Source organism: Rhizorhabdus sp. P4_G5, from assembly GCF_056401065.1.
On sequence record NZ_JBFUKB010000005.1, the window covers coordinates 238,648 to 260,969 of the forward strand.

25 protein-coding genes and 1 tRNA gene are annotated in these 22,322 nt (G+C 64.5%); 21 read left to right on the top strand and 5 right to left on the bottom strand.

The window, feature by feature from the left end; translation table 11 throughout:
- Positions 1-3 precede the first annotated feature (3 nt).
- The 3 genes from AC1DQK_RS10955 to AC1DQK_RS10965 form a co-directional block, all read right to left on the bottom strand.
- The gene (locus AC1DQK_RS10955; RefSeq protein WP_477870336.1) at positions 4-384 is read right to left on the bottom strand and encodes a response regulator; all 381 of its coding nucleotides are present in this window, start codon (positions 382-384) and stop codon (positions 4-6) included.
- Positions 381-2,789 (bottom strand): hybrid sensor histidine kinase/response regulator, encoded by a 2,409-nt coding sequence (locus tag AC1DQK_RS10960; protein ID WP_477870338.1) that lies wholly within the window; start codon positions 2,787-2,789, stop codon positions 381-383. The genes AC1DQK_RS10955 and AC1DQK_RS10960 overlap by 4 nt, the downstream gene beginning before the upstream one ends.
- A gap of 74 nt (positions 2,790-2,863) precedes the next feature.
- Entirely contained in the window at positions 2,864-3,490 is a 627-nt protein-coding gene (locus AC1DQK_RS10965; protein WP_477870341.1) for a response regulator transcription factor, read from the bottom strand.
- 145 nt (positions 3,491-3,635) lie between these two features.
- Here AC1DQK_RS10965 and AC1DQK_RS10970 point away from each other — a divergent pair, with 145 nt between their 5' ends.
- The 13 genes from AC1DQK_RS10970 to AC1DQK_RS11030 all read left to right on the top strand — a co-directional run bounded on the left by AC1DQK_RS10970 (position 3,636) and on the right by AC1DQK_RS11030 (position 13,962).
- Positions 3,636-4,292, top strand: a complete 657-nt coding sequence (locus AC1DQK_RS10970; protein ID WP_477870343.1) for a response regulator — start codon at positions 3,636-3,638, stop codon at positions 4,290-4,292.
- 73 nt (positions 4,293-4,365) lie between these two features.
- Positions 4,366-5,220 carry a formyltetrahydrofolate deformylase gene (gene purU / locus AC1DQK_RS10975; RefSeq protein WP_477870345.1) on the top strand — a complete coding sequence of 285 codons (855 nt, stop codon included), beginning with the start codon at positions 4,366-4,368 and terminating at the stop codon, positions 5,218-5,220.
- A gap of 252 nt (positions 5,221-5,472) precedes the next feature.
- A complete protein-coding gene (leuC, locus tag AC1DQK_RS10980) occupies positions 5,473-6,912 on the top strand; it encodes a 3-isopropylmalate dehydratase large subunit (RefSeq protein ID WP_477870347.1) in 1,440 nt (479 codons plus the stop codon).
- A complete protein-coding gene (locus AC1DQK_RS10985) occupies positions 6,909-7,730 on the top strand; it encodes an N-acyl homoserine lactonase family protein (RefSeq protein WP_477870349.1) in 822 nt (273 codons plus the stop codon). The genes leuC and AC1DQK_RS10985 overlap by 4 nt, the downstream gene beginning before the upstream one ends.
- A complete protein-coding gene (gene leuD / locus AC1DQK_RS10990; protein ID WP_477870848.1) occupies positions 7,730-8,308 on the top strand; it encodes a 3-isopropylmalate dehydratase small subunit in 579 nt (192 codons plus the stop codon). The genes AC1DQK_RS10985 and leuD overlap by 1 nt, the downstream gene beginning before the upstream one ends.
- An 86-nt stretch (positions 8,309-8,394) precedes the next feature.
- Positions 8,395-8,718, top strand: a complete 324-nt coding sequence (locus AC1DQK_RS10995; protein ID WP_477870351.1) for a DUF1476 domain-containing protein — start codon at positions 8,395-8,397, stop codon at positions 8,716-8,718.
- A 3-nt stretch (positions 8,719-8,721) separates the two neighbouring features.
- Complete coding sequence (locus AC1DQK_RS11000; protein ID WP_477870353.1) at positions 8,722-8,955, top strand: BolA/IbaG family iron-sulfur metabolism protein; 234 nt, start codon at positions 8,722-8,724, stop codon at positions 8,953-8,955.
- A gap of 9 nt (positions 8,956-8,964) precedes the next feature.
- Entirely contained in the window at positions 8,965-9,294 is a 330-nt protein-coding gene (gene grxD, locus AC1DQK_RS11005) for a Grx4 family monothiol glutaredoxin (RefSeq protein WP_477870355.1), read from the top strand.
- A 4-nt stretch (positions 9,295-9,298) separates the two neighbouring features.
- Complete coding sequence (locus AC1DQK_RS11010; RefSeq protein ID WP_477870357.1) at positions 9,299-10,312, top strand: glycerophosphodiester phosphodiesterase; 1,014 nt, start codon at positions 9,299-9,301, stop codon at positions 10,310-10,312.
- A 63-nt stretch (positions 10,313-10,375) separates the two neighbouring features.
- A complete protein-coding gene (locus tag AC1DQK_RS11015; RefSeq protein WP_477870359.1) occupies positions 10,376-11,245 on the top strand; it encodes an MBL fold metallo-hydrolase in 870 nt (289 codons plus the stop codon).
- Between the two features lie 22 nt (positions 11,246-11,267).
- Positions 11,268-12,257, top strand: coding sequence for a quinolinate synthase NadA (gene nadA / locus AC1DQK_RS11020; RefSeq protein ID WP_477870361.1), 990 nt, complete (start codon positions 11,268-11,270; stop codon positions 12,255-12,257).
- Positions 12,258-12,357: 100 nt separating this feature from the next.
- Positions 12,358-13,206 carry a carboxylating nicotinate-nucleotide diphosphorylase gene (gene nadC / locus AC1DQK_RS11025; protein ID WP_477870363.1) on the top strand — a complete coding sequence of 283 codons (849 nt, stop codon included), beginning with the start codon at positions 12,358-12,360 and terminating at the stop codon, positions 13,204-13,206.
- A 54-nt stretch (positions 13,207-13,260) separates the two neighbouring features.
- Entirely contained in the window at positions 13,261-13,962 is a 702-nt protein-coding gene (locus AC1DQK_RS11030) for a ribonuclease T2 (RefSeq protein ID WP_477870365.1), read from the top strand.
- Here the strand turns inward: AC1DQK_RS11030 and AC1DQK_RS11035 are convergent.
- The gene (locus AC1DQK_RS11035) at positions 13,955-14,626 is read right to left on the bottom strand and encodes an RlmE family RNA methyltransferase (protein WP_477870367.1); all 672 of its coding nucleotides are present in this window, start codon (positions 14,624-14,626) and stop codon (positions 13,955-13,957) included. The two genes, AC1DQK_RS11030 and AC1DQK_RS11035, sit on opposite strands and share 8 nt — an antisense overlap.
- Positions 14,623-15,675, bottom strand: a complete 1,053-nt coding sequence (locus AC1DQK_RS11040; RefSeq protein ID WP_477870369.1) for a Ppx/GppA phosphatase family protein — start codon at positions 15,673-15,675, stop codon at positions 14,623-14,625. The genes AC1DQK_RS11035 and AC1DQK_RS11040 overlap by 4 nt, the downstream gene beginning before the upstream one ends.
- A 148-nt stretch (positions 15,676-15,823) precedes the next feature.
- On the opposite strand from AC1DQK_RS11040, the gene AC1DQK_RS11045 reads away from it, so the two are divergent.
- The 8 genes from AC1DQK_RS11045 (at position 15,824) to dmpG (ending at position 22,268) form a co-directional block, all read left to right on the top strand.
- Positions 15,824-15,897: transfer RNA gene (locus AC1DQK_RS11045), tRNA-Gln, on the top strand.
- Between the two features lie 395 nt (positions 15,898-16,292).
- Positions 16,293-17,330, top strand: coding sequence for an NAD(P)H-dependent flavin oxidoreductase (locus tag AC1DQK_RS11050; RefSeq protein ID WP_477870371.1), 1,038 nt, complete (start codon positions 16,293-16,295; stop codon positions 17,328-17,330).
- Positions 17,331-17,351: 21 nt separating this feature from the next.
- Complete coding sequence (locus tag AC1DQK_RS11055) at positions 17,352-17,507, top strand: hypothetical protein (protein ID WP_477870373.1); 156 nt, start codon at positions 17,352-17,354, stop codon at positions 17,505-17,507.
- 32 nt (positions 17,508-17,539) lie between these two features.
- On the top strand, positions 17,540-17,962 hold the full coding sequence (locus AC1DQK_RS11060; protein WP_477870375.1) for a GlcG/HbpS family heme-binding protein: 423 nt from the start codon (positions 17,540-17,542) through the stop codon (positions 17,960-17,962).
- Positions 17,963-18,205: 243 nt separating this feature from the next.
- Complete coding sequence (gene fdhA, locus AC1DQK_RS11065) at positions 18,206-19,405, top strand: formaldehyde dehydrogenase, glutathione-independent (protein WP_477870377.1); 1,200 nt, start codon at positions 18,206-18,208, stop codon at positions 19,403-19,405.
- A 74-nt stretch (positions 19,406-19,479) separates the two neighbouring features.
- Positions 19,480-20,274 carry a fumarylacetoacetate hydrolase family protein gene (locus AC1DQK_RS11070; protein WP_477870379.1) on the top strand — a complete coding sequence of 265 codons (795 nt, stop codon included), beginning with the start codon at positions 19,480-19,482 and terminating at the stop codon, positions 20,272-20,274.
- Between the two features lie 10 nt (positions 20,275-20,284).
- A complete protein-coding gene (locus AC1DQK_RS11075) occupies positions 20,285-21,217 on the top strand; it encodes an acetaldehyde dehydrogenase (acetylating) (protein WP_477870381.1) in 933 nt (310 codons plus the stop codon).
- 13 nt (positions 21,218-21,230) lie between these two features.
- On the top strand, positions 21,231-22,268 hold the full coding sequence (gene dmpG / locus AC1DQK_RS11080) for a 4-hydroxy-2-oxovalerate aldolase (RefSeq protein ID WP_477870383.1): 1,038 nt from the start codon (positions 21,231-21,233) through the stop codon (positions 22,266-22,268).
- Positions 22,269-22,322 lie beyond the last annotated feature (54 nt).

The window sequence follows — 22,322 nt, forward strand, 5'->3', positions numbered from 1 at the left end:
CCCTTACTGCGCGAGTGCGATCACCTGATCCGCCAGCCGGATGGGGTCGAACGGCTTCGTGATCACGCCCTTGGCACCTAGCGCGACATATTGGGTGATATCCTGCTGACGCGCGCGGGCCGTCACGAAGATCACGGGCAGAGCTGCGGTATCGGGCTGGTTGCGCAACGCAACCAGCAGGTCCGGCCCGGTCATCCCCGGCATCATCACGTCGACCATGACCAGATCCGGGCGCCAGCCGCCGCCTTGCAGCATCGCCATCGCCTCCTCGCCCGACGCGACGGCGCGCACCTCGATGTCGGGCCTCAGTTTCAGCGACATCTCGACGATCAGGCGGATGTCGGGCTCGTCATCGATATAGAGGATGGAGAGTGAGTCTTTCATCCGGTTGGCGCCTGTCGGTCGATCATCTCGAGCACTGTCGATGCCAGCCGGGGTAGGGCGCGGCGCGACTTGACGACAACGGCATCGGCGAGTGATCGAGTCGTGGCATCGACCTCCTGCGCCGAATAGACGATGATCGAAAGCGCCGGATCGGTTTTCCTGATCTGCTCCAGAAGCTCCCGGCCCGAACCATCGGGCAGGCCGAGGTCGAGTATGATCGCGTCGGGCCGGCGAGTCGTGACGATAGAGCGGGCAGCGGCGAGCGTGGCGGCACCAAGCAGCGCGCCGCGCCCGGCGAGCGCAGCCGAGAAGAGCTCGCGGGTATCATCATCGTCATCGACATGCAGGATCACCGCCTTGCGCTCGCCCGAACGACGGACGGCGCGTTGGATAAGCTGGATCAGGCGCGGCGGGTCGAAGGGCTTCTGAAGCCAGCCGACATAGGCTTCCGCGTCGATGTCGTGCTGCGCGGGCATGCCGGAGATGATGATGACCGGCAGGCGCCGTGTTTCCTTGTCGGCGCCCAGCGCCCGCATGACTTCCATGCCGTCGGAATCGGCCAGCGTCAGATCGAGCAGCACGGCGCTATAAGGTTGGGATCGCGCGTGGGCGATGGCGTCCCGCACGGTCGTCACGAGATCGCTGGCATAGCCGTGCGCGCTCAGGATCGACTGGATCGTATAGCCGGCATCGGCATCGTCCTCGCAGATCAGCAATCGCGTGGAGCGGTCGCCATCGGCCACATGGGCGCTGTCGCGCGGCACGCTGAAGGCGAAGCGGGCACCGCCTTCCCTGCGGTTCTCGAAGGATATCTCGCCGCCATGGTTGCGGATGATCTCCCGCGAGATGGCGAGGCCAAGGCCGGTGCCGGCAATCATCTGCTTGTCGGGACGCGCCCCTTGCGCGAAACGGTTGAAGATATGTTTGGCGAAGTCGGGGTCGATGCCGGGGCCGCTGTCGGTCACCTGGACGATGTGATCGTCGACGCCCCTGAGCAGTTCGAAGATGACCGTCGATCCCACGCTGGAGAATTTGATCGCGTTCGACAGGAGATTGCTCGCCACCTGCACGAGGCGGTCGGTATCCGCACAAGCCTTCACCGATGCATCGGGCATGCGCAGGTCGATCCGGATGTCGCGGCGATCGGCCAGGCCTTGCATCGCCTGCACCGTCTTGGTCATGACCTCGCGAAGATCCATGACCGTATAGTCGAACGCCATTCGGCCTTTGCGGATCTGGTCGATGTCGAGGATGTCATTGATCAGGCGGATCAGCCGCTGGCTGTTGGTCTCGGCGATCTCGGCGAGCCGCTGCGCCTGCGCGGGAAGCTTGCCGACGGCGCCGCTGCGTAGCAGCCCGAGCGAACCGACCACGGAAGTTAGCGGCGTGCGCAGTTCGTGACTAACGGTCGAGATGAAGTCGTCCTTGAGCCGGTCGATTTCCTTTCGGCTCGCGGCATCGCGCAGCACCGCTACTATGTGGACGCCATCGGCAAGCTGCATCACGCCGAGGGTTATGTCGGCGGACACCAGTTCGCCCTGGCTGTCATGCCCCGAAACGTCGATGAGCTCGGTCCGGCGCAAGACGCCCTGGTCGAAGCCGATCCGGTCCAGGAACGGCCCTTCGCCAGGTGCAATATCCACCAGGACCGATATGTCGCGGCTCAGCAGTTCTTCGGCACGATAGCCGAACATGCGCTCCGCTGCAGGATTCATCTTCTCGATGCTGCCGCTCGGATTGATGGTGATGATCGCATCGGTGGCGCTTTCGAAGATCGCGCGCCGGCGGGTGGCGGCCTCTGCGTTCTGGAGCGAAAGGACATGATGAAGCCGCATGCCCCGGCCGATCAGGAAGCCGAGTATCGCTGCGAGCAGTGCGACCGCGGCGATACTCGCCCACAGCACATGGTGATTGCGGGCCGCGCGGTTCGCCTCGTGTTGCTGCAAGGTGGCCAGCTGCCGGCTTCCGCGTTGCTCCATTCCCGCAACCACGGTGCGGATCGAATCCATCAGCCGTTTGCCGGTCCCTTGCCTGAATTGTGCGGCTGCCGGCTCCAGCCCGGCACGGTCGCGTAGCTCGATCAGCAGTTGCATCTCACGGAACTTGGCGTCGATCAGGGATCTCAGGCGCCGCAAGTCGGCGGCGTCGGCGCCCTGGCGGGGCGTCAGGCGAGCCACCCGGGCCCATTGCCCCTCCAGATTGCGCCGCGCTCGCTCATAAGGCTCGCGAAATGCTTGATCGCCGCTGATCAGATAGCCGCGCTGTCCGGTTTCTCCATCCTTGAGCAGCGAGAAAAGCAGTTCCAGCTCGCGGTGATATTCGAACGACTCCTGGGTTGCGCGTGCGGACTGCTCGCCGCGCCGGATTTCGGCCCCGAGCCACAGCGCCACGGATGCGAGCAGCATCGGCCCCAGCGCTGTCAGGATCGCAACCTGCCACCAAGTGGGTTGTATCCGTGGATGCCCGGGCCGCGCTGTGGTCATGAAGGCTGCAGCAGGGGGCGCATCAAAAGGATTGCCTGGGTGCGGTTGGTCACGCCCAGTTTCCGGAAGATGGCGGACAGGTGCGCCTTGATGGTGGCTTCGGATATGCCGAGATCGCCCGCGATCTGCTTGTTGAGATCGCCGCCCGCGAGAGCGAGCAGGACACGCCGCTGCGCGACCGACAAGCTTTCGAGGCGCTTACGCAGCATGTCTGTATGCGCGTCCGGGCCAGGCGAGGGAGGGAATATCCTGCCGCCATTCAGGATGAGCTCGATTCCAGCGACGGTAGCCTGGAGCGGCTGACGCTTCGAAAGGAAGCCGACAGCCCCGACCGCTTGGGCGGTCGACACCATCTGAGCGCCGTCATGAGCCGAGAGGATTGCTATCGGCGTTCTGCCGAGCAGATGCTGGAGTTGGAAGAAACCGCCAAACCCGTTCGAATCGGGCAATTCATAGTCGAGCAGCAGCAGCCGGTAATCGGAGTGCTGCGCGATAACCGCAACAGCTTCCGCGATCGTCCCGACCGCATCGAAGGACAGGCCCGGATGGCGTGCGCCTAACGCAAGTTGAACCGCTTCCTGAATGAGCGGATGATCGTCCGCAATCAAGATCCTCCCGATCATTCTCCCGACACCTCCGGTGATCCTCTCCCCCCGGAACTTTCCGGACTTTCCTGTTGCCCATTTCCTTTCGCAATGCGCGGGGGCTAATGTTTTAACGATCTATGTTGCTGCTCCTTCTACTATTGTCTTAGGCCGACGGTACATCATGCAAAACTACAGTATCCTCCTGACCGACGGCTCGACCGCCCATCAGCGGATCATCGCCGCCGTTATCGCACCCGATGGCAAGGTAGACCGCGCCTCGACACAGGACGCCGCGATCGAGGCTGTGCGGGCGCGATGCTACGACATGGTCCTGCTCGACGAGCAGACGGACCGCGATGATGAGCGGCCCGTCGCGGAGCTCCGCGCAGCGGCGGCCGGATGCGAGTCGCACGTACCGATCATCGCGTTAACGCGCGAGCGCCTGCCCGATCTTCCGCCCGCCCTGGCCCGGAGAGGCTTTGATGGCATGCTGTGCCGCGACTTTCGGGCGGCCGAGCTTGCTGGCCTCGTCCGCCGCTGGCTTGGTGCCGAGCGCACCGCTGCGATCCCGCCGCAGGCCGGTCTGGCGGGGCTGCTTGGCATGTATGAGGCAGAGGCGATGATCGCACGGCTGTATGCCGGCCTGTCCGAGGCCGTCCGGATGATCGACGCCGGCGCCGAGGCGCGGATCTATGGCCATCGTCTGGGCGGGCTCGCCGGCTCGCTAGGCCTGCCGGTGCTCAGCGCCGCATGGCTGACGCTCCAGGAGGGGGATTATGCGGCCTGGTCCATCGTGCGCGAGCTGACCATGGAGGCACTTGCCGCGCAGCGGGAATAGCATGTCGCTTGACGCTGTCGATGCGCACCGCCAATCGGCTCGGCGCGACCAAGGGGCCGCAAGGGGAACTGTTGTGGCCGAGACTTATATCCTGACGCTGTCCTGCGTCGATCATCCGGGCATTGTCGCTGCGGTGTCGACGTCGCTGGCGCGGCACGGTGCGAATATCCTGGAGGCGCAGCAGTTCGACGACCTGCTCACCGGCCGCTTCTTCATGCGGGTCGAGTTCTCGCTTGTTGGAGGGGCGACGATCGCCCAGCTCGAGGCGGGCTTTGCGCCCGTCGCGGCCGATCACGGTCTCGATCACCGCTTCCGCGCATCGGCGGCGCGCAAAAGAGTCCTGCTGCTGGCCAGCAAGTTCGATCACTGCCTCGCCGACCTGCTCTATCGCTGGAAGATCGGCGAGCTGGCGATGGAGCCGGTCGGCATTATCTCCAATCATCCGCGCGAAACCTACGCGCACCTCGATTTTGGCGATATTCCCTTCCACTTCCTGCCCGTCGGCAAGGCCGACAAACCGGCACAGGAAGCAGGGATCAAGGCGATCGCCATCGAAAGCCGCGCCGACCTGGTGGTGCTGGCCCGCTATATGCAGATCTTGTCCGATGACCTTGCGCGCTTCCTGAGCGGCCGTTGCATCAACATCCACCATAGCTTCCTGCCCGGCTTCAAGGGCGCAAAGCCCTATCACCAGGCCCATGCCCGCGGCGTGAAGCTGATCGGCGCCACCGCCCATTTCGTGACGACGGATCTCGACGAGGGTCCGATTATCGAGCAGGACACCGAGCGGGTGAGTCACCGCGACACCCCGGACGACCTTGTCCGGAAAGGACGTGATATCGAGCGCCGCGTGCTTGCCAGCGCGGTGCGCGCCTTCCTGGAGGATCGCGTGCTGATGAACGGCACAACGACGGTCGTGTTCAGCTAAGGCCGCGTCACGTTCCAATCAGCACTCGCCAAGTTTGTTGGCCTGCCGCTGGTGCGACCCGGGGCGATCGTCTATCCAATGGACTGCCTGTCGGAGGGCTTCGGTATCGCCCGCGGCATGCGGCCGCGTACCAAGGCGCGGGCTCCGGCCTATGCCGGGCAGCGGCGTTTCGGGCCCAGGCGATAGTCCAACTTCCATCGCCCATTGCCTCTCTGCTTTGACATTGTCGCGGCGATGGCTAGATCGGCGGCCATGTCCAGCAAGCCCCGCACCCTTTACGAAAAGATCTGGGACGCGCACGTCGTCGAGCGTCGCGACGATGGCACCTGCCTGATCTATATCGACCGCCACCTCGTCCATGAGGTCACCAGCCCGCAGGCGTTCGAGGCGCTGCGCGTCGCCGGCCGCAAGCTGCGCCGGCCGGATCTTACCCTGGCGGTGCCGGATCATAATCTGCCGACCACTGCGCGCCTCGATGCTGCCGGGCATCGGCTGCCCATCGCCGACGTCGAATCGGCGGGACAACTTGCCGCGCTGGAGCGCAACGTCGCCGATTTCGCCGTGCCCTATATCGACGCGGTTGCCGCGGAGCAGGGCATCGTCCACGTCGTCGGCCCCGAGCAGGGCTTCTCGCTGCCAGGCACGACGATCGTTTGCGGGGACAGCCACACCGCGGCGCATGGCGGGCTCGGTGCGCTGGCCTTCGGGATCGGCACGTCGGAGATCGAGCATGTCATGGCCACGCAGACGCTGCTGCTCGCCCGCTCCAAATCGATGGAAGTCCGCGTCGAGGGCGTCCTGGGCCGGGGCGTCACCCCGAAGGACGTGATCCTCCACATCACCGGCACGATCGGCGCCGCCGGGGGAACCGGCCACGTCATCGAATATACCGGCAACGTGTTCCGTGAGATGTCGATCGAGGGGCGGATCACCGTCTGCAACATGGCGATCGAGGGCGGCGCGCGCGCCGGCCTGATCGCCCCGGACGAGACCACCTTCGCCTATCTCAGGGACCGTCCGATGGCGCCGAAGGGCGCGGATTGGGACAAGGCGGTCGCCTGGTGGCGCAGCCTTCCCACCGATGCGGGCGCGACATACGACAAGACGGTGGTGATCGACGCCGCCGATATCGCCCCCTGCCTGACATGGGGCACCAGCCCCGAGGATGTCGTGGCGATCACCGGGGTGGTGCCCGATCCTGCCAGCTTCGCCGACCCGTCCAAGCAGGTCGCGGCGCAGAAGTCGCTGGACTATATGGGGCTGACGCCGGGCACGCGGATGGAGGATGTGCCGGTCGAGCATATCTTCATCGGCAGTTGCACCAACAGCCGGATCGAGGATCTGCGGGACGCAGCAGCGGTGTTGCGCGGCCGGCATGTCGCGCCGAATGTCCGTCAGGCGCTGGTCGTGCCGGGCTCCGGCCTGGTCAAGCGCCAAGCCGAGGCGGAGGGGCTGGATCGCATATTCCTCGACGCAGGTTTTGAATGGCGCGAGCCGGGTTGTTCGATGTGCCTGGCGATGAATCCCGACAAGGTGCCGCCGGGCGAACGCTGCGCGTCCACGTCCAATCGCAACTTTGTCGGCCGGCAGGGCCCGGGATCGCGCACGCATCTCGTCTCGCCGGCAATGGCTGCTGCTGCTGCTGTGGCCGGCCATCTCGCCGATGTTCGCACGCTGGAGCTGGTCGAATGAAGCGGCTGCTGCTGGCTGCGCTGCTGATGGCGGGTGCTGCAGAGGCGGGCAAGGTCCAGGGTACGGTCGACAAGCTATGGCGGCTCGATTGCGGGACGGTGCATGTCAATCAGCTCAACGTCTTTTCGGACAGCAACGCTTATCCGGGGCAGCATCGCGACCTGGTTTCGAGTTGCTATCTGATCAAGGACGGCGACGCCTACATGCTGTGGGACACCGGTTTGCCGGCCAGCACAGGCGACAAGCCGAACGACTCGTCGCAGCCGATGAGCCCGACTCTGGGAAAGACGATCGTCGAGCAGCTGGCGCAACTCGGCCTCAAGCCCGAGCAGATCGGGTTGATCGGGATCAGCCACTATCATTTCGATCATACCGGACAGGCGGCGGATTTTCCCAAGGCCAAGCTGGTGATCGGGGCAGGCGATCTCGCCATCGCGCGTGAGAAGGACAGCGTCGGCAAGCCGTTGGCGCCCTGGTTGGCGCCGGGCGCCAAGGTCGAAGGCGTCGAGGGCGACAAGGATCTTTTCGGCGATGGCAGCGTCATCATGATAAGTCTGCCGGGGCATACCCCCGGCCATCATGGATTGCTGGTGAAGCTGCCGAAGACCGGGACCGTGTTGCTGTCGGGCGATGTTGCGCATTTCCACGAAAATCTGGACAGCAATGGCGTGCCGCCATTCAACACCGACCGCGCGGCATCCGTCGCGGCGATGGCACGCTTTCGCACGATGGCCAAGGACTTGAAGGCGGTGGCGATCATCCAGCATGATCCGCGTGACGTGGCCAAGCTGCCAGCCTTTCCGCAGGGAGCCGAATGATGAAGCCGATCCGTGAAATTGTGGGCCGCGCCTTTCCGCTTGGTCTCAAAAACTGCGACACGGACGTGATCATTCCGGCGCATTATCTCAAGACGATCACGCGCCAGGGCCTCGGCCGCGGCGCGTTCGAGACGATCCGCGCGCAGCCCGGCAACATTTTTGACGATCCCGAATATGCGGGTGCGAACATCCTGGTCGCAGGGGATAATTTCGGCTGCGGGTCAAGCCGAGAGCACGCCGCCTGGGCGCTCAACGACATGGGCGTCGATGCGGTCATTGCGCCAAGTTTCTCGGACATCTTCTCCAGCAATGCCTTCAAGAACGGCATACTCACCGTCGTGCTGCCGCAGGCCGCGGTGGATCGCCTGATGGAGGTCGCCAGGACCCATCCGATCAGCGTCGACCTCGAACATCAGACGGTAACGACGCCGTTCCAGGATCGCTTCTCCTTCGAGATAGACCCTTTCCGCAAGCATTGCCTGCTCAACGGTCTTGACGAGGTGGGCATGACCCTGGCCCGGGATGTAGCGATCTCGGCCTTCGAGGCGCGGATGACGGCCGATCGCCCTTGGCTCTAGTACAGCCGCTTTCCAAGGATTGCGCAGTTGCGCGCGGGTCGTGCCGTGCCTATCTGAATTCGAACCACCGGTGAGCAGGGGACGTGATGACAACCTTCGATGACCGCGAGCAGGCTTTCGAGAGCAAATTCGCCCATGACCAGGAAATGGCGTTCCGCATCACCGCGCGGCGCAACCGGCTGCTCGGCCACTGGGCGGCAAGCTTGATGAAGCTCACCGCCGAGGAAACCGACAGCTATGCAAAATCGGTGGTCCAGGCGGATTTCGAGGAAGCCGGCGACGAGGACGTCATCCGCAAGCTGCTCGGCGACATCACCTCGGCCGGCGTCGATATCGACGATGCGCGCATCCGCGCCGCGCTGGAGAACAAGACCGTCGAGGCGCGCCGCCAGCTGATGGAAGGCAAATAGACGATGCCAATGGCTGCAGGCGAGATCGAGGCGATGATCAAGGCGGCGCTGCCTGACGCGCTGATCGAGATCACGGATCTGGCTGGCGACGGCGATCACTATGCGGCGCGGGTGGTGAGCGAGAGCTTTCGCGGCCTGCCGCGCGTGCGGCAGCATCAGCGTGTCTACGAAGCTTTGGGTGGCCGGATGGGCGGGGTGCTCCACGCGCTTCAGCTCACCACGGCTATCCCCGACTAGGAGCAGATCATGAGTGACGACGTTCAGGCCCGTATCGCAACGGCGGTCAATTCGGCCGACATTCTCCTGTTCATGAAGGGCACGCCGCTCTTCCCGCAGTGCGGCTTCTCCAGCCGGGCAATTGCCATCCTCGAGCATCTCGGTGTCGAATATGCGACGATCGACGTGCTGCAGGATCAGAGCATTCGCCAGGGCATCAAGGAATATTCGGACTGGCCTACGGTTCCGCAGCTCTATGTGAAGGGTGAATTCATCGGCGGATCGGACATCATGATGGAGATGTACGAAGCGGGCGAACTGGCCGACCTGCTTGAGGAGAAGGGCATCGCCCACGCCTGAGTCGATGGCTGCGGCCGGCTCCGCCCGGCCGATCATCATCGCCCATCGCGGCGCCTCGGGCCTGCGGCCGGAGCATACGCTCGCCGCCTACCGCCTCGCGATCGAGCAGGGCGCGGATTTCATCGAGCCCGATCTGGTGATGACGAAGGACGACGTCCTCGTCATCCGCCATGAGAACGAGATATCGACGACGACGGATGTCGCCGATCATGCGGAGTTCGCCGATAGACGGACGAGCAAGGCAATCGATGGCCGTCTCGTCACGGGTTGGTTCACCGAGGATTTCACCCTCGCCGAGCTGAAGACGCTGCGGGCGCGGGAAAGGCTGCCGCAGTTGCGCCCCGCCAACACATTATGGGTCGACGAGCCGATCGCGACATTCGATGAGGCACTGGCCCTGGTCCAGGCCAGCAAGCGCCCGGTCGGCATTTACCCCGAGACCAAGCATCCGACCTATTTCGCCTCGCTGGGCAAGCCGATGGAACGGCCGCTATTGGACGCGCTGGCACGGGAAGGATTCGCCGGGGCCGGCGATCCTGTGTTCATCCAGTCTTTCGAGGTGAGTAACCTCAAGGCGCTGCGGACGATGACGAAGTTGCGCCTCGTTCAGCTGATCGACGCGGAAGAGCCGCCCTTTGACCAGGTCGAGACTGGCAGTGGCCTTGGCGTCGCTGCGATGACCACGCCGGCCGGCCTGCAGGCGATCGCCGGCTATGCTGATGCGATCGGCCCGGCAAAGCTGCTGATCGAACCGCGCGACGCGACCGGCCACGCGCTGGCGCCGACCGCGCTCGTCGACGATGCCCATGCCGCTGGTCTGCTCGTCCATGCCTGGACGTTCCGCCAGGAGAACATCTTCCTTGCCGCGGGTGATCACGAAGGGGAGGATCAGGGCGGCCATGGTGATGCAGCCGCTGAATATCGACGCTTCTTCCGTCATGGCGTCGATGGCCTGTTCAGCGATTTCCCGGCGGAAGCAGTGGCGGCGCGGTCGGCGGAGCAGGCGCTGCGCGCCTGATTGGGAAAAGGAATTAAATCGAGCCGTCGCCGTCCCCTTCACATCGGTGGCGAGCGGTGCCACATGGCGAGCATGAGCGAACAGGTTGCAGGTATTGCCCAGACGCAGCACCCCCTGGTGCGCCGCCTTCTCGCGGCAAATCCGGGGCCGTTCACCTATACTGGTACGCAGACCTATCTGGTCGGCACGCGCGATGTCGCGGTGATCGATCCGGGGCCGGATCTGCCCGGGCAGGTCGACGCGATCATGGCGGCGATCGATGGTGCGCGGGTTCGTGCGATCGTCTGCACCCACACCCATCGCGATCATAGCCCGGCGGCGGCCGAGCTCAAGGCGCGCACCGGAGCGCCGATCATCGGCTGTGCGCCCGTCGTGGTGGATGACAGCGGTCCGCGCGCTGATGCGCCGTTCGATCACAGCTATATTCCTGATGATGCCATGCGCGACGGCGCGCTCATCGAGGGCGACGGGTGGACGCTGGAGGCGCTGCACACGCCCGGGCATACCTCCAACCATATCTGCTATGCGCTACGCGAGGCCAAGGCGCTGTTCAGCGGAGACCATGTGATGGGTTGGTCCACCACCGTGGTGTCGCCCCCCGATGGCAACATGGCCCAGTATCTCGAGAGTCTCGAGCGCCTGATGAGCCGGCAACAGGACGAAGTCTATTATTCGGCGCATGGCGAGCCGATCGATCGGCCCCACCGCTTCGTGCGTGGCCTGATCGGCCATCGCAAGCAGCGCGAAGGCCAGATCATGCGGCTGCTGGCGAAGCAGGCGACCGGGGTCCCGGAGATGGTCAAGGAGATGTATGTCGGGGTCGATGTGCGCCTGCACGCCGCAGCGGGCTTGTCCGTGCTCGCCCATCTGATCGATCTCGAGACGCGCCGCCTCGTCCGCCGCGATGATGCAACATGGAGCCTGGCGGGCTGAGCCGCCCCTGGAGAAGCATGCTATGAACGCCCCCCTGACAAGCCTCGCCGGCCTCGACCTGCGCGCCGAGATCGATCGGCTGCGCAAGGAGCGCAAGGCCGTCATCCTCGCCCATTATTACCAGACTCCAGAAATCCAGGACCTGGCTGATTTCGTAGGCGACAGCCTCGACCTGTCGCGTAAGGCCGCGGCGACCGACGCCGAGGTCATCGCCTTCTGCGGCGTGCGCTTCATGGCCGAAGTCGCCAAGATCCTGTCGCCGGAGAAGACCGTGATCCTGCCGGACATGGACGCCGGCTGCAGCCTCGAGGACAGCTGCCCGCCCGAGGAGTTCGCGCGCTTCCGCGCCGCGCATCCCGATCATCTGGCGCTGACCTACATCAACTGCTCGGCTGCCGTTAAGGCGCACAGCGACATCATCGTGACATCGTCCTCGGCCGAGACGATCCTGTCGCAGCTGCCCGCCGACCAGAAGATCATCTTCGCTCCCGACCGCCACCTCGGCGGCTATTTCGCCCGCAAGACCGGTCGCGACATGCTGCTCTGGGAAGGCAGCTGCATTGTCCATGAGGCTTTTTCCGAAACCGAGTTGCTCAAGCTGAAGGCGCAGCATCCGGGCGCCCCGGTTGCGGCGCACCCGGAATGCCCGGTCCACATCCTCGACCATGCCAATTATGTCGGGTCGACCCGCGGTATCCTCGATTATGTGCTTCACACGGATGCGGACACCTTCATCGTCGCAACCGAGCCGCACATCATCCACCAGATGGAAAAGGCGGCGCCGCACAAGCGCTTCATCGGCGCGCCGGGCGCCGACGGCAACTGCAACTGCAACATGTGCCCCTATATGGCGCTGAACACGCTCGAGAAGCTCTATCTGGCGCTGCGCGACCTCACCCCGCAGATCGAGGTCGACGAGCCCACCAGGATCGCTGCGAAGCGTTCGCTCGACCGGATGCTGGAGATGACCGGCGGGTTGTCCGGGCCGGACGTGGGGCGGCCCAAGCTATAGCGTCGCATCGTCATCCCAGCGAAAGCTGGGATCTCCTTGCCTTACCGACCCAGAAGAAGCGAGATCCCAGCTTTCGCTGGGATGACGCAGGATAGAGCCGATGACCTTTAGCCTCCCCGGTTTCGACCTCGACGACTTCGTCCGCGCCACGCTTGCCGAGGACATGGGGCAGGGCGGCGACATCACCTCCACCGCGACCATTCCCGCGGACGCGCTGTTCGAGGGGGAGATGGCAAGCCGCGACGCGATCAGCGTCGCCGGCTTGCCGCTGGCGGAGGCCTTCTTCCGCGCGCTCGATCCCCAGGTCGCGATCGAAACGCTGGTGCAGGACGGCGTGCGCGTTCCCAAGGGCGGCGCACTGATGCGGTTGCGAGGCAAGGCGCGCGCACTCCTCACCGCCGAGCGTTCGGCGCTCAACACGGTCCAGCATCTGTCGGGCATCGCTACCCTGACGGGCAGTTATGTCGACGCGATCCGCGGCACCGGTGCCACGCTGCTCGATACCCGCAAGACGATTCCCGGGCTGCGCGTACTGGAGAAATATGCGGTGAGGATGGGCGGCGGCACCAACCACCGGATGCGGCTCGACGATGCGGCGATGATCAAGGATAATCATGTCGCCGTCGCCGGCGACATCGGCGAGGCGGTGCGGCGAGCTGTCGCGGCGGGCATCGCGCGGATCATCGTCGAAGTGGATCGCGTCGACCAGATCGAGCCCGCGCTGGCCGCGGGCGCAACCCATCTGCTGCTCGACAACATGGATCCGCCCACTCTGCGGGGCRCAGTGACGCTGGTGGGCGGCCGGGTGCCGACCGAGGCATCTGGCGGGGTTCGACTCGATACGATCAAGGCCATCGCCCAGACCGGCGTCACCTATATCTCGGTCGGACGGCTGACCCAATCGGCACCGGCGGCGGATATCGGGCTGGATTTCCGACCCGCCCGGTGAGTCGTCCTCGGCGGCGAGGGTGACGTATCATCGATCAGGCTCTAGGCTCGCCCGATGAGATTCGCCTTCCTTCCCGCGCTGGCGGCGCTGTTGATGACGCCGGCCTGCGGGAAGCAGCTGTCGTCCTGCACCGTCCCCGCCGATCTTCCGCGTCCGATGCTGGAGGGGCCTACCGTCGAGCAGCCCCGGCGGGTTCTGCCCATCGCCGGCTATACGCTGGCGCTCAGCTGGTCGCCGCAATATTGTGCGAGCCGGACGACGAGCCCGCGCGATCATATCCAGTGCGGTGGCACGGTGGGGCACTTCGGCTTCACGCTCCACGGCCTGTGGCCCGACGGCAAGGGCGCGCAATGGCCGCAATATTGTCGGCCGACCCGGCTGGTGTCCGCGAAGCTGATCCGGGACAATCTGTGCAGCATGCCCTCGCCGCAGTTGATCCAGCATGAGTGGGAGAAGCACGGCACCTGCATGGTGAAGACTCCGGCCGAATATTTCGACAGGAGCGGCGCGCTTTATCACGCCCTGTCCTTTCCCGATATGACCGAGCTGCGGGGCAGGACGATGACAGTCGCCGATTTTCAGAAGAGCTTCGCCGAGGCGAATGAGGGCATGCGCGCCGATCAGCTGCGGCTGGGCGTCACCAGGGACGGCTGGCTCGAAGAGGTGTGGATCTGCCTCAACAAGCGTTTCGCCCGGCGGAGTTGCCCGGCTGGGCAGGCTGGCGCCGCTCCGCAGAGCATCGTCAAGATCAGGTAACAGGGTTGCCCTTGAATCCTTGCGCGATCACATACCATTCGGACGAGTCCTTGCGGCTCGCCGGAGGCTTGGCATGCTTCACCGTCGTGAACAGCCGCTTGAGCTCCGCCACCAGGTTGTTGTCGGCGCCGCCGGCCAGCACCTTGGCGACATAGCAGCCGCCGGGCCGCAGCACCTCGCTGGCAAACAGGCAACCCGCCTCGACCAGCGCCATCGTGCGCAGATGATCGGTCTGGGGGTGGCCGACGGTGTTGGCCGCCATGTCCGACAGGACAATGTCGGCCGGACCGCCGAGCGCCCCGGCGAGCTTGGCGGGGGCATCCTCGTCCATGAAGTCCATCTGAAGGATGGTCGCACCCTCGATCGGATCGGTCTCGAGCAGGTCGATGCCGACGATCACGGCCTGGGGACAGATTTTTCGCACCACCTGCGTCCAGCCGCCCGGGGCGATGCCGAGATCGATCACCCGCTTGGCGCCACGAAGGAAGCGGAAGCGCTCGTCGAGCTCGATCAGCTTGTAGGCCGCGCGCGAGCGATAGCCCTCGGCCTTGGCGCGGCGGACATAGGGATCGTTGAGCTGGCGCGAGAGCCAACTTATTGAACTCGCGCTGCGGCCCTTCGCGGTCTTGACCCGCTGCCGTCCGCCGGTGCCGCCGCGGCTCATTGGCCCATCCTTGCTTTGTCGCGCGCCATCAGCGAGCGGAGAATGCCTTCCCGGATGCCGCGATCCGCCACCCCGAGGCGCTGGGAGGGCCAGATGTCGAGAATCGCGTCGAGGATCGCGCAGCCGGCGACCACCAGGTCGGCGCGTTCCTGGCCGATGCATGGCAGTTCGGCGCGTTCGGCAACGGTCATGCCGGCCAGGCGAGCGCTGATCTCCCGCATTGCCGGCACCGGAACGATCAACCCGTCGATCAGACGCCGATCGTAACTGGGCAGGTCGAGATGGACGCTCGCGAGGGTGGTCACGGTGCCGCTGGTGCCGAGCAGCCGGCCTGGACTCGCTCCGGGGACAAGTTTCGTGGCGAAATCGGCAAAGCTGTGGGCGACGCGCGCGCGCATGCGCGCATAGCTGGCGAGCAGGCCCTTGCGGTCCTCGCCGACATGCGGTTCCGTCTCCGACAGCGAAACCACGCCCCATGGCGCGGAGAACCAGTCGATCACCCGCGGGGGACTATCGTCGGCATCGATCAGGATCAATTCGGTCGAGCCGCCGCCGATGTCGAATACGAGCGCGCTGCCCTCGCCGGGCTCAAGCAGCGCATGACAGCCGAGCACCGCGAGCCGCGCCTCCTGTTCCGGAGTGATGATCTCGAGCGCGATGCCCGTCTCGCGATAGACGCGCTGCACGAACTCGCGGCCGTTCGCGGCGCGGCGGCAGGCTTCGGTGGCGACCGAGCGGACCAGCGACACGCGCCTGCGGCGCAGCTTGTCGGCACAAACCGACAATGCGCTTACTGCCCGGTCCATCGCCGCGTCGGAGAGCTTGCCGGTCGCCGCAAGGCCCTCGCCGAGACGGACGATGCGGGAGAAGGCGTCGACCACCACGAAGCCCTCGGCCGCCGGCCGCGCGATCAGCAGCCGACAATTGTTGGTACCGAGGTCGAGTGCCGCATAGCTGTGCCGCGACATCTGAGGATTCGATGGAGGATGCGCCCGTCGCCCCCCATCACGCGGTGGACGCGGTGCGGCCGGATTGTGGCCGTACGTCATGATCTTCGGTCTCACCTATCACCACGCGGCGGAAACCCGCATGGAACTTGGGAGCAAGACTAATGGCTGGCGCGATGAACGGCAAGGGCGGCGTCCCAGAGCCGTTGACAGGCCCGGTAGCCGTCCTTATGTCGCCCGCTCTGCCTGTTGCCCCGTCGTCTAAAGGTAAGACTACGGACTCTGACTCCGTTAATTGAGGTTCGAATCCTCACGGGGCATCCAGGCAATCTCAATGCTGTTGGGTTGTCTGGCGTTCGAGCCCTTGATGTCCACGCCCATGCCCATTTCATGACTGGAACAGGGCGGCCGTTTACGGCCTCCAGATCACCTTCGTTGGTCATGTGTCCCAGGCCCCGTGGTCCGTTGGCGCACCGAGGCTGTCGGCACCCGGATCGGCGTTGATATGGCGAACTGGTGGGAAGTCGACGGCGCGCTGTTCGAGCTGATCTGCGATCACGCGCTGCTCGGCTACCTCCGGGAGGGAGTCTTGGCCCATTATTTTTAGGGAATCCGTCGATGTTCGCGCGGTCGTCCAATTAGACGAGGAGCGTTCTACGGCCTGCTGCGATATGCGCGGGTGGTAAAACGGCGAAAGTGATCATTGTGGAGGCACGTTAATGGCAATCCGGACACGCATAACCGAACTGCTCGGCATCGAGCACCCGATCGTGCAGGGTGGCATGATGTGGGTAGGGCGCGCGGAACTGGTCGCCGCCGTGTCGAATGCAGGGGGGCTCGGCATCCTGACCGGGCTGACCCAACCGACCCCCGACGACCTTCGCCGGGAGATAGAACGCTGTCGCGCCATGACCGACAAGCCGTTCGGCGTGAACCTGACGATCCTGCCCTCGGTCTCCCCGCCCCCCTATGCGGAGTACCGCAAGGCGATCATCGACAGCGGGATTAAGATCGTGGAGACCGCTGGTCACAAGCCGCAGGAGCATGTCGACGACTTCAAGAGCCATGGCATTACCGTGTTGCACAAGTGTACCGCGGTTCGCCACGCGCTATCGGCAGAGCGCATGGGCGTCGACGTGATCTCGATCGACGGGTTCGAGTGCGCGGGCCACCCTGGCGAGGACGACATTCCGGGGCTTGTCCTCATCCCGGCTGCGGCTGACAGGGTCAAAATACCGATGCTTGCTTCGGGCGGGATCGGCGATGGCCGAGGCCTTGCCGCCGCATTGGCGCTGGGTGCGGAAGGGGTGAACATGGGGACCCGCTTCTGTGCCACGGTGGAGGCACCGATCCACCAGAAGGTCAAACAGTTCATCGTGGACAACGACGAGCGGGCGACCAACCTGATCTTCCGCCGCTTCCACAACACGGGGCGCGTCGCGAAGAACAGCGTGTCGGACGAAGTGGTGGCGATCAGCAAGGGCGAGAACGCGGTATTCCAGGATGTCCAACCCTTGGTCTCGGGCGCTAAGGGACGGGTGGCGCTGGAAACCGGCGATCTCGACGCGGGGCTCGTGTGGGCCGGACAGATCCAGGGCCTCATCCACGACATTCCCACCTGCAAGGAACTTCTCTCCCGCATGGTCGCGGACGCCGAGGCCATCATCGGAGGGAGGCTTGCCGGGTTCCTGAATGGGGGGGCGCCGTCCCGGCATTGGGCCGAGCCCAGCCCGGCCCAATGCTCGCCCAGCGCTTAGCATGGTGACCTACTGGGCCAGGTGAGCGATGAAGGCGGTGTTCGCGTACCGAACATCGCCTGCACGCTCGGCCGCCGCAAGGTCTGCAACATCGAACGGCGCGAGGCTGGTGTGGTCGCCGCCGCTAAGACCGGTTGCGCCGCCAGATCGCGCGCTTTGCCGGTCACCGGGCCTTGAGCACTCAGGCATTTTTTCCAGGAGTAAAAGTCATGACACGCATTTCTCTCGAGCAGGCGCAGGCCATCGTAGCCGGAGCGCAGAAGGAAGGCCGCGCGCTCGGCCTCAAGCCGATCAGCGTGGCGGTCCTTGATGCCGGCGGACACATGATCGCCTTCGCGCGCGAGGACAATTCCTCCAATCTCCGGCCGCAGATCGCCACGGCCAAGGCCTCTGGCGCGCTGGCCCTTGGCGTGTCATCGCGCGCGATCGGCGAAATGGCGATCGAGCGTCCTACCTTCATCAATGCCGCAGCGGGGTTGAATCCCGCTGGCATCGTGCCGGCCGCAGGCGGCGTTCTCGTCCGCGGCAGCGACGGCGCGGTGATCGGAGCGGTCGGCGTCACCGGAGATACCAGCGACAACGACGAGAAGGCTGCATTGGCGGGAATCGCTGCGGCTGGTCTTTCCGCCTGAGCGGCGGCAGGCTGGAGACGGCGTCTTGAATCGTTGAAACCACGGCCGTGCAAATGCGGGGAGCTTCGATCGTCTGTGCCCGGCGGACGGGCCAGGGATGTGCCGGCCAGGTGAACGGGCGCACGTCGAACCGTCCGACCTAGTCCCGTCGGACGTAGGCGCAAAAGGAGGGCGGCCTAGTTCAGATAGTCAGCAAATGCAGGACGAGTCTGACTTTGGTCAGCCAAAAGCAGGAGAACGATCATGAGTGGCAATCGCGGTGTCGTTTATCTCGGACCAAATCACGTCGAGGTCCAGAAGATCGCCGATCCGAAGATGGAAACGCCGCATGGCCGAAAGATCGACCATGGCGTGATCCTGAAGGTGGTCTCGACCAATATCTGCGGATCCGACCAGCACATGGTGCGCGGGCGCACCACCGCGCCGGAGGGCCTGGTTCTCGGCCATGAGATCACCGGCGAGGTGATCGAGGCGGGAAGCGGCGTCGAATTCCTGAAAAAGGGCGATATCGTCTCGGTGCCGTTCAATGTCGCCTGCGGACGGTGCCGCACGTGCAAGGAGCAGGCCACGGGCGTGTGCCTCAACACCAATTCCGATCGTGCGGGCGCGGCCTACGGCTATGTCGACATGGGCGGATGGATCGGTGGCCAGGCGAACTATGTCATGGTTCCCTATGCCGACTTCAACCTGCTGAAGTTCCCCGACCGCGACCAGGCTCTCGCGAAGATCCGCGATCTCACCTGCCTTTCCGACATCCTGCCTACCGGATTTCACGGTGCCGTGAATGCGGGCGTCGGACCCGGGTCGACGGTCTATGTCGCGGGTGCGGGCCCGGTGGGTATGGCTGCCGCCGCATCCTGCGATCTGCTCGGCGCTGCCTGCACGATCGTTGGGGACATGAACAAGGAGCGTCTGGCCCATGCCCGCGCAATGGGCTTCCAGACGGTCGACCTTTCCGAGCATGCCGACCTTGGCGAACAGATCGCACAGATCCTGGGCGTGCCCGAAGTCGATTGCGCGATCGACGCCGTGGGCTTCGAAGCGCGCGGCCATGGTGCGGATTCCTCGCACGAGGCACCTGCCACCGTACTCAACGCATTGATGGAAGTAACCCGCGCATCAGGGCGTATCGGTATTCCAGGCCTTTACGTAACCGGCGATCCGGGCGGCATCGATGACGCGGCCAAGATCGGCAGCCTTTCGATTCGCCTGGGCCTTGGATGGGCCAAGAGCCATGCCTTCTTCACCGGGCAAACACCGGTTGTGAAATATAATCGCCAATTGATGCAGGCGATCCTGTTCGATCGCATGCCGATTTCGAAGATCGTCAACGTCGACGTGATATCGCTCGACGAGGCGCCCAAGGGTTATGAGGTGTTCGACCACGGCGCGGCGAAAAAGTTCGTGATTGATCCGCATGGCATGATCCCGACCGCAGCCTGACGGCCCTGGGTGGCAGCGCAAGGTTTGTGCCGCCACCTGCCCCGTCAGGCACCCGGTTCTTCACAGGAGCACAGATGAGTTTGCAGACTCATGAGAAATATGGTGCGGAGCTTTACGCTGCCTTGCGGGATCGCCGGACGCTGGTTCCGCTGATCGAGCAGGATCCGTCACTGACGATTGATGACGCCTATGCGATCAGCCTCGATTTCCTGTCGCGGCGGCGCAGCGGTGGCGAGAAGATTGTCGGGAAGAAGATCGGCGTGACCAGCAAGGCTGTGCAGGACATGCTCGGCGTGCATCAGCCGGACTTCGGCTTCCTGACCGACTGGATGCACATCGAAGGCGATATCGATGTCGATGGCAAGGCGCTGATCGCCCCGCGCGCCGAGGCGGAAATCGCCTTCATCCTCAAGCGCGGCCTGACTGGCCCCGGTGTCACTGCCGCGGATGTCCTGGCCGCGACGGAAAGCATCGCACCCTGCTTCGAGATTGTCGACAGCCGTATCCGTGACTGGAAGATCAGCATTGTCGATACCGTCGCCGATAACGCCAGCTGCGGCGTCTATGTGATCGGAAAGGAGCGGCTCGATCCGGCAGGGCTGGATCTTCCGAACCTGCATGTCGAGGTTACCAAGAACGGTGCGCCGCTGTCCGAGGGCTACGGCCATGCCGTGCAGGGAGATCCCGCGCAGGCCGTGGCGTGGCTCGCAAATACGCTCGGCGCTTATGGCGTCACGCTTGATGCGGGTGATGTGATCCTGTCGGGCAGTCTCGTCCCGCTTGCGCCCGCCGTGAAGGGCGATCGCTTCGAAATGACCCTGAGCAACGATGCAGGCCCGCTGGGTGCCTGCGTCGCCAACTTCGTTTGAGGAACACCGGATGGCACGCGTAAAGGCTGCGATCATCGGTTCGGGCAATATCGGCACCGACCTGATGATGAAGATGATCAAGTACCCGCAGAACATGGAACTCGCCATCGTCGTCGGCATTGACGAGAAATCGGAAGGCCTCGCCATGGCGCGCGAACACGGCATCGCAACGACGCACGAAGGTCTAGAGGGCCTGCGCAAGCATCCGGTCTACAAGGAGATCGGTATCGCCTTCGACGCGACCAGCGCCTATGCCCACAAGGTCCATGACGAAGCTCTGCGTGCCGATGGCATCCAGGTGGTCGATCTGACGCCGGCCGCGATCGGGCCGTTCATCGTGCCGCCGGTCAACATGGAAGCGAATCTTAGCGCATCGAACGTCAACATGGTCACCTGCGGCGGCCAGGCTACGATTCCAATGGTCGCTGCCGTCAGTCGGGTGGGCAAGGTCCACTATGCCGAGATCGTTGCTTCGGTCTCGTCGCGCTCGGCCGGTCCCGGCACACGCGCCAACATCGACGAGTTTACCCGTACCACTGCTCGCGCGATTGAGAAGGTCGGCGGCGCAACCAAGGGCAAGGCGATCATCATCCTCAACCCGGCCGAGCCGCCGATGATCATGCGCGACACCGTGTTCACCCTGTCCGAGGGCGCCGACGAGGCCGCGATCCGGCAGTCGGTGCAGGACATGGTCGCCGAGGTGCAGAAATATGTCCCCGGCTACCGGCTGAAACAGGAAGTCCAGTTCGAACGCTATGGCGATAACAACAGGCTTAAGATTCCTGGGCAGGGCGAGTTCACGGGCATCAAATCGATGATCATGCTAGAGGTCGAAGGCGCGGGCGACTACCTGCCATCCTACTCCGGCAACCTCGACATCATGACCGCCGCCGCCAAGGCCACCGGCGAGCTGCTGGCCGCGCGCCGCATGGCCGCCGCCTGAAGGAGACCAGACGATGACCTCCACTTTCAACGTCGAGGCGGGCGATAAGCTCTACATCCAAGACGTGACGCTTCGCGACGGCATGCATGCCATCAAGCATATGTACGGCATCGACCATGTGCGTGCGATTGCCAGCGCGATCGAGAAGAGCGGCGTCGACGCTATCGAGGTTGCCCATGGCGATGGCCTGTCGGGTGCCAGCTTCAATTACGGTTTCGGCGCGCACACCGACTGGGAATGGCTCGAAGCCGTCGCGGACGTCCTCGACAAGTGCGTGTTGACCACGCTGATCCTGCCGGGCGTCGGCACGGTCGAGGAACTGCGCCGCGCCTTTGACATCGGCGTGCGCTCGGTCCGGGTCGCCACCCACTGCACCGAGGCTGACGTTTCGAAGCAGCACATCGGCATTGCCCGCGATCTCGGCATGGATGTCTCCGGCTTCCTGATGATGAGCCACATGATCGCGCCCGAGGCCCTCGCGCAGCAGGCCCTGCTGATGGAAAGCTACGGCGCGCAGTGCGTCTATGTGACTGACAGTGGCGGTGCGCTCGACATGGACGGCGTGCGTGCGCGGTTCGAGGCCTATGACCGCGTATTGAAGCCCGAAACGCAGCGCGGCATTCACGCGCACCATAACCTCGGCCTTGGGGTCGCCAACTCGATCGTCGCTGCGCAGTGCGGTGCTGTGCGCATCGACGCTTCGCTCACCGGCATGGGCGCGGGAGCGGGCAACGCTCCGCTCGAAGTCTTCATCGCTGCTGCCGACCGCAAGGGCTGGAACCACGGCTGTGATGTAATGATGCTGATGGACGCCGCCGAGGACCTCGTGCGGCCCTTGCAGGACCGTCCCGTCCGCGTCGACCGCGAGACGCTCGCGCTCGGTTATGCCGGGGTCTATTCGAGCTTCCTGCGTCATGCAGAAAGGGCTGCCGAGACCTATGGCCTCGATACCCGGTCGATCCTCGTCGAACTTGGCCGTCGCAAGATGGTCGGCGGGCAGGAGGACATGATCGTCGACGTGGCATTGGACATGCTCAAGGCGAGAGCCTGAAGGCACGAAGCGTCGGCCGTCCAGGCCGAATTCGCAAACGGCCCGATGGGTCTT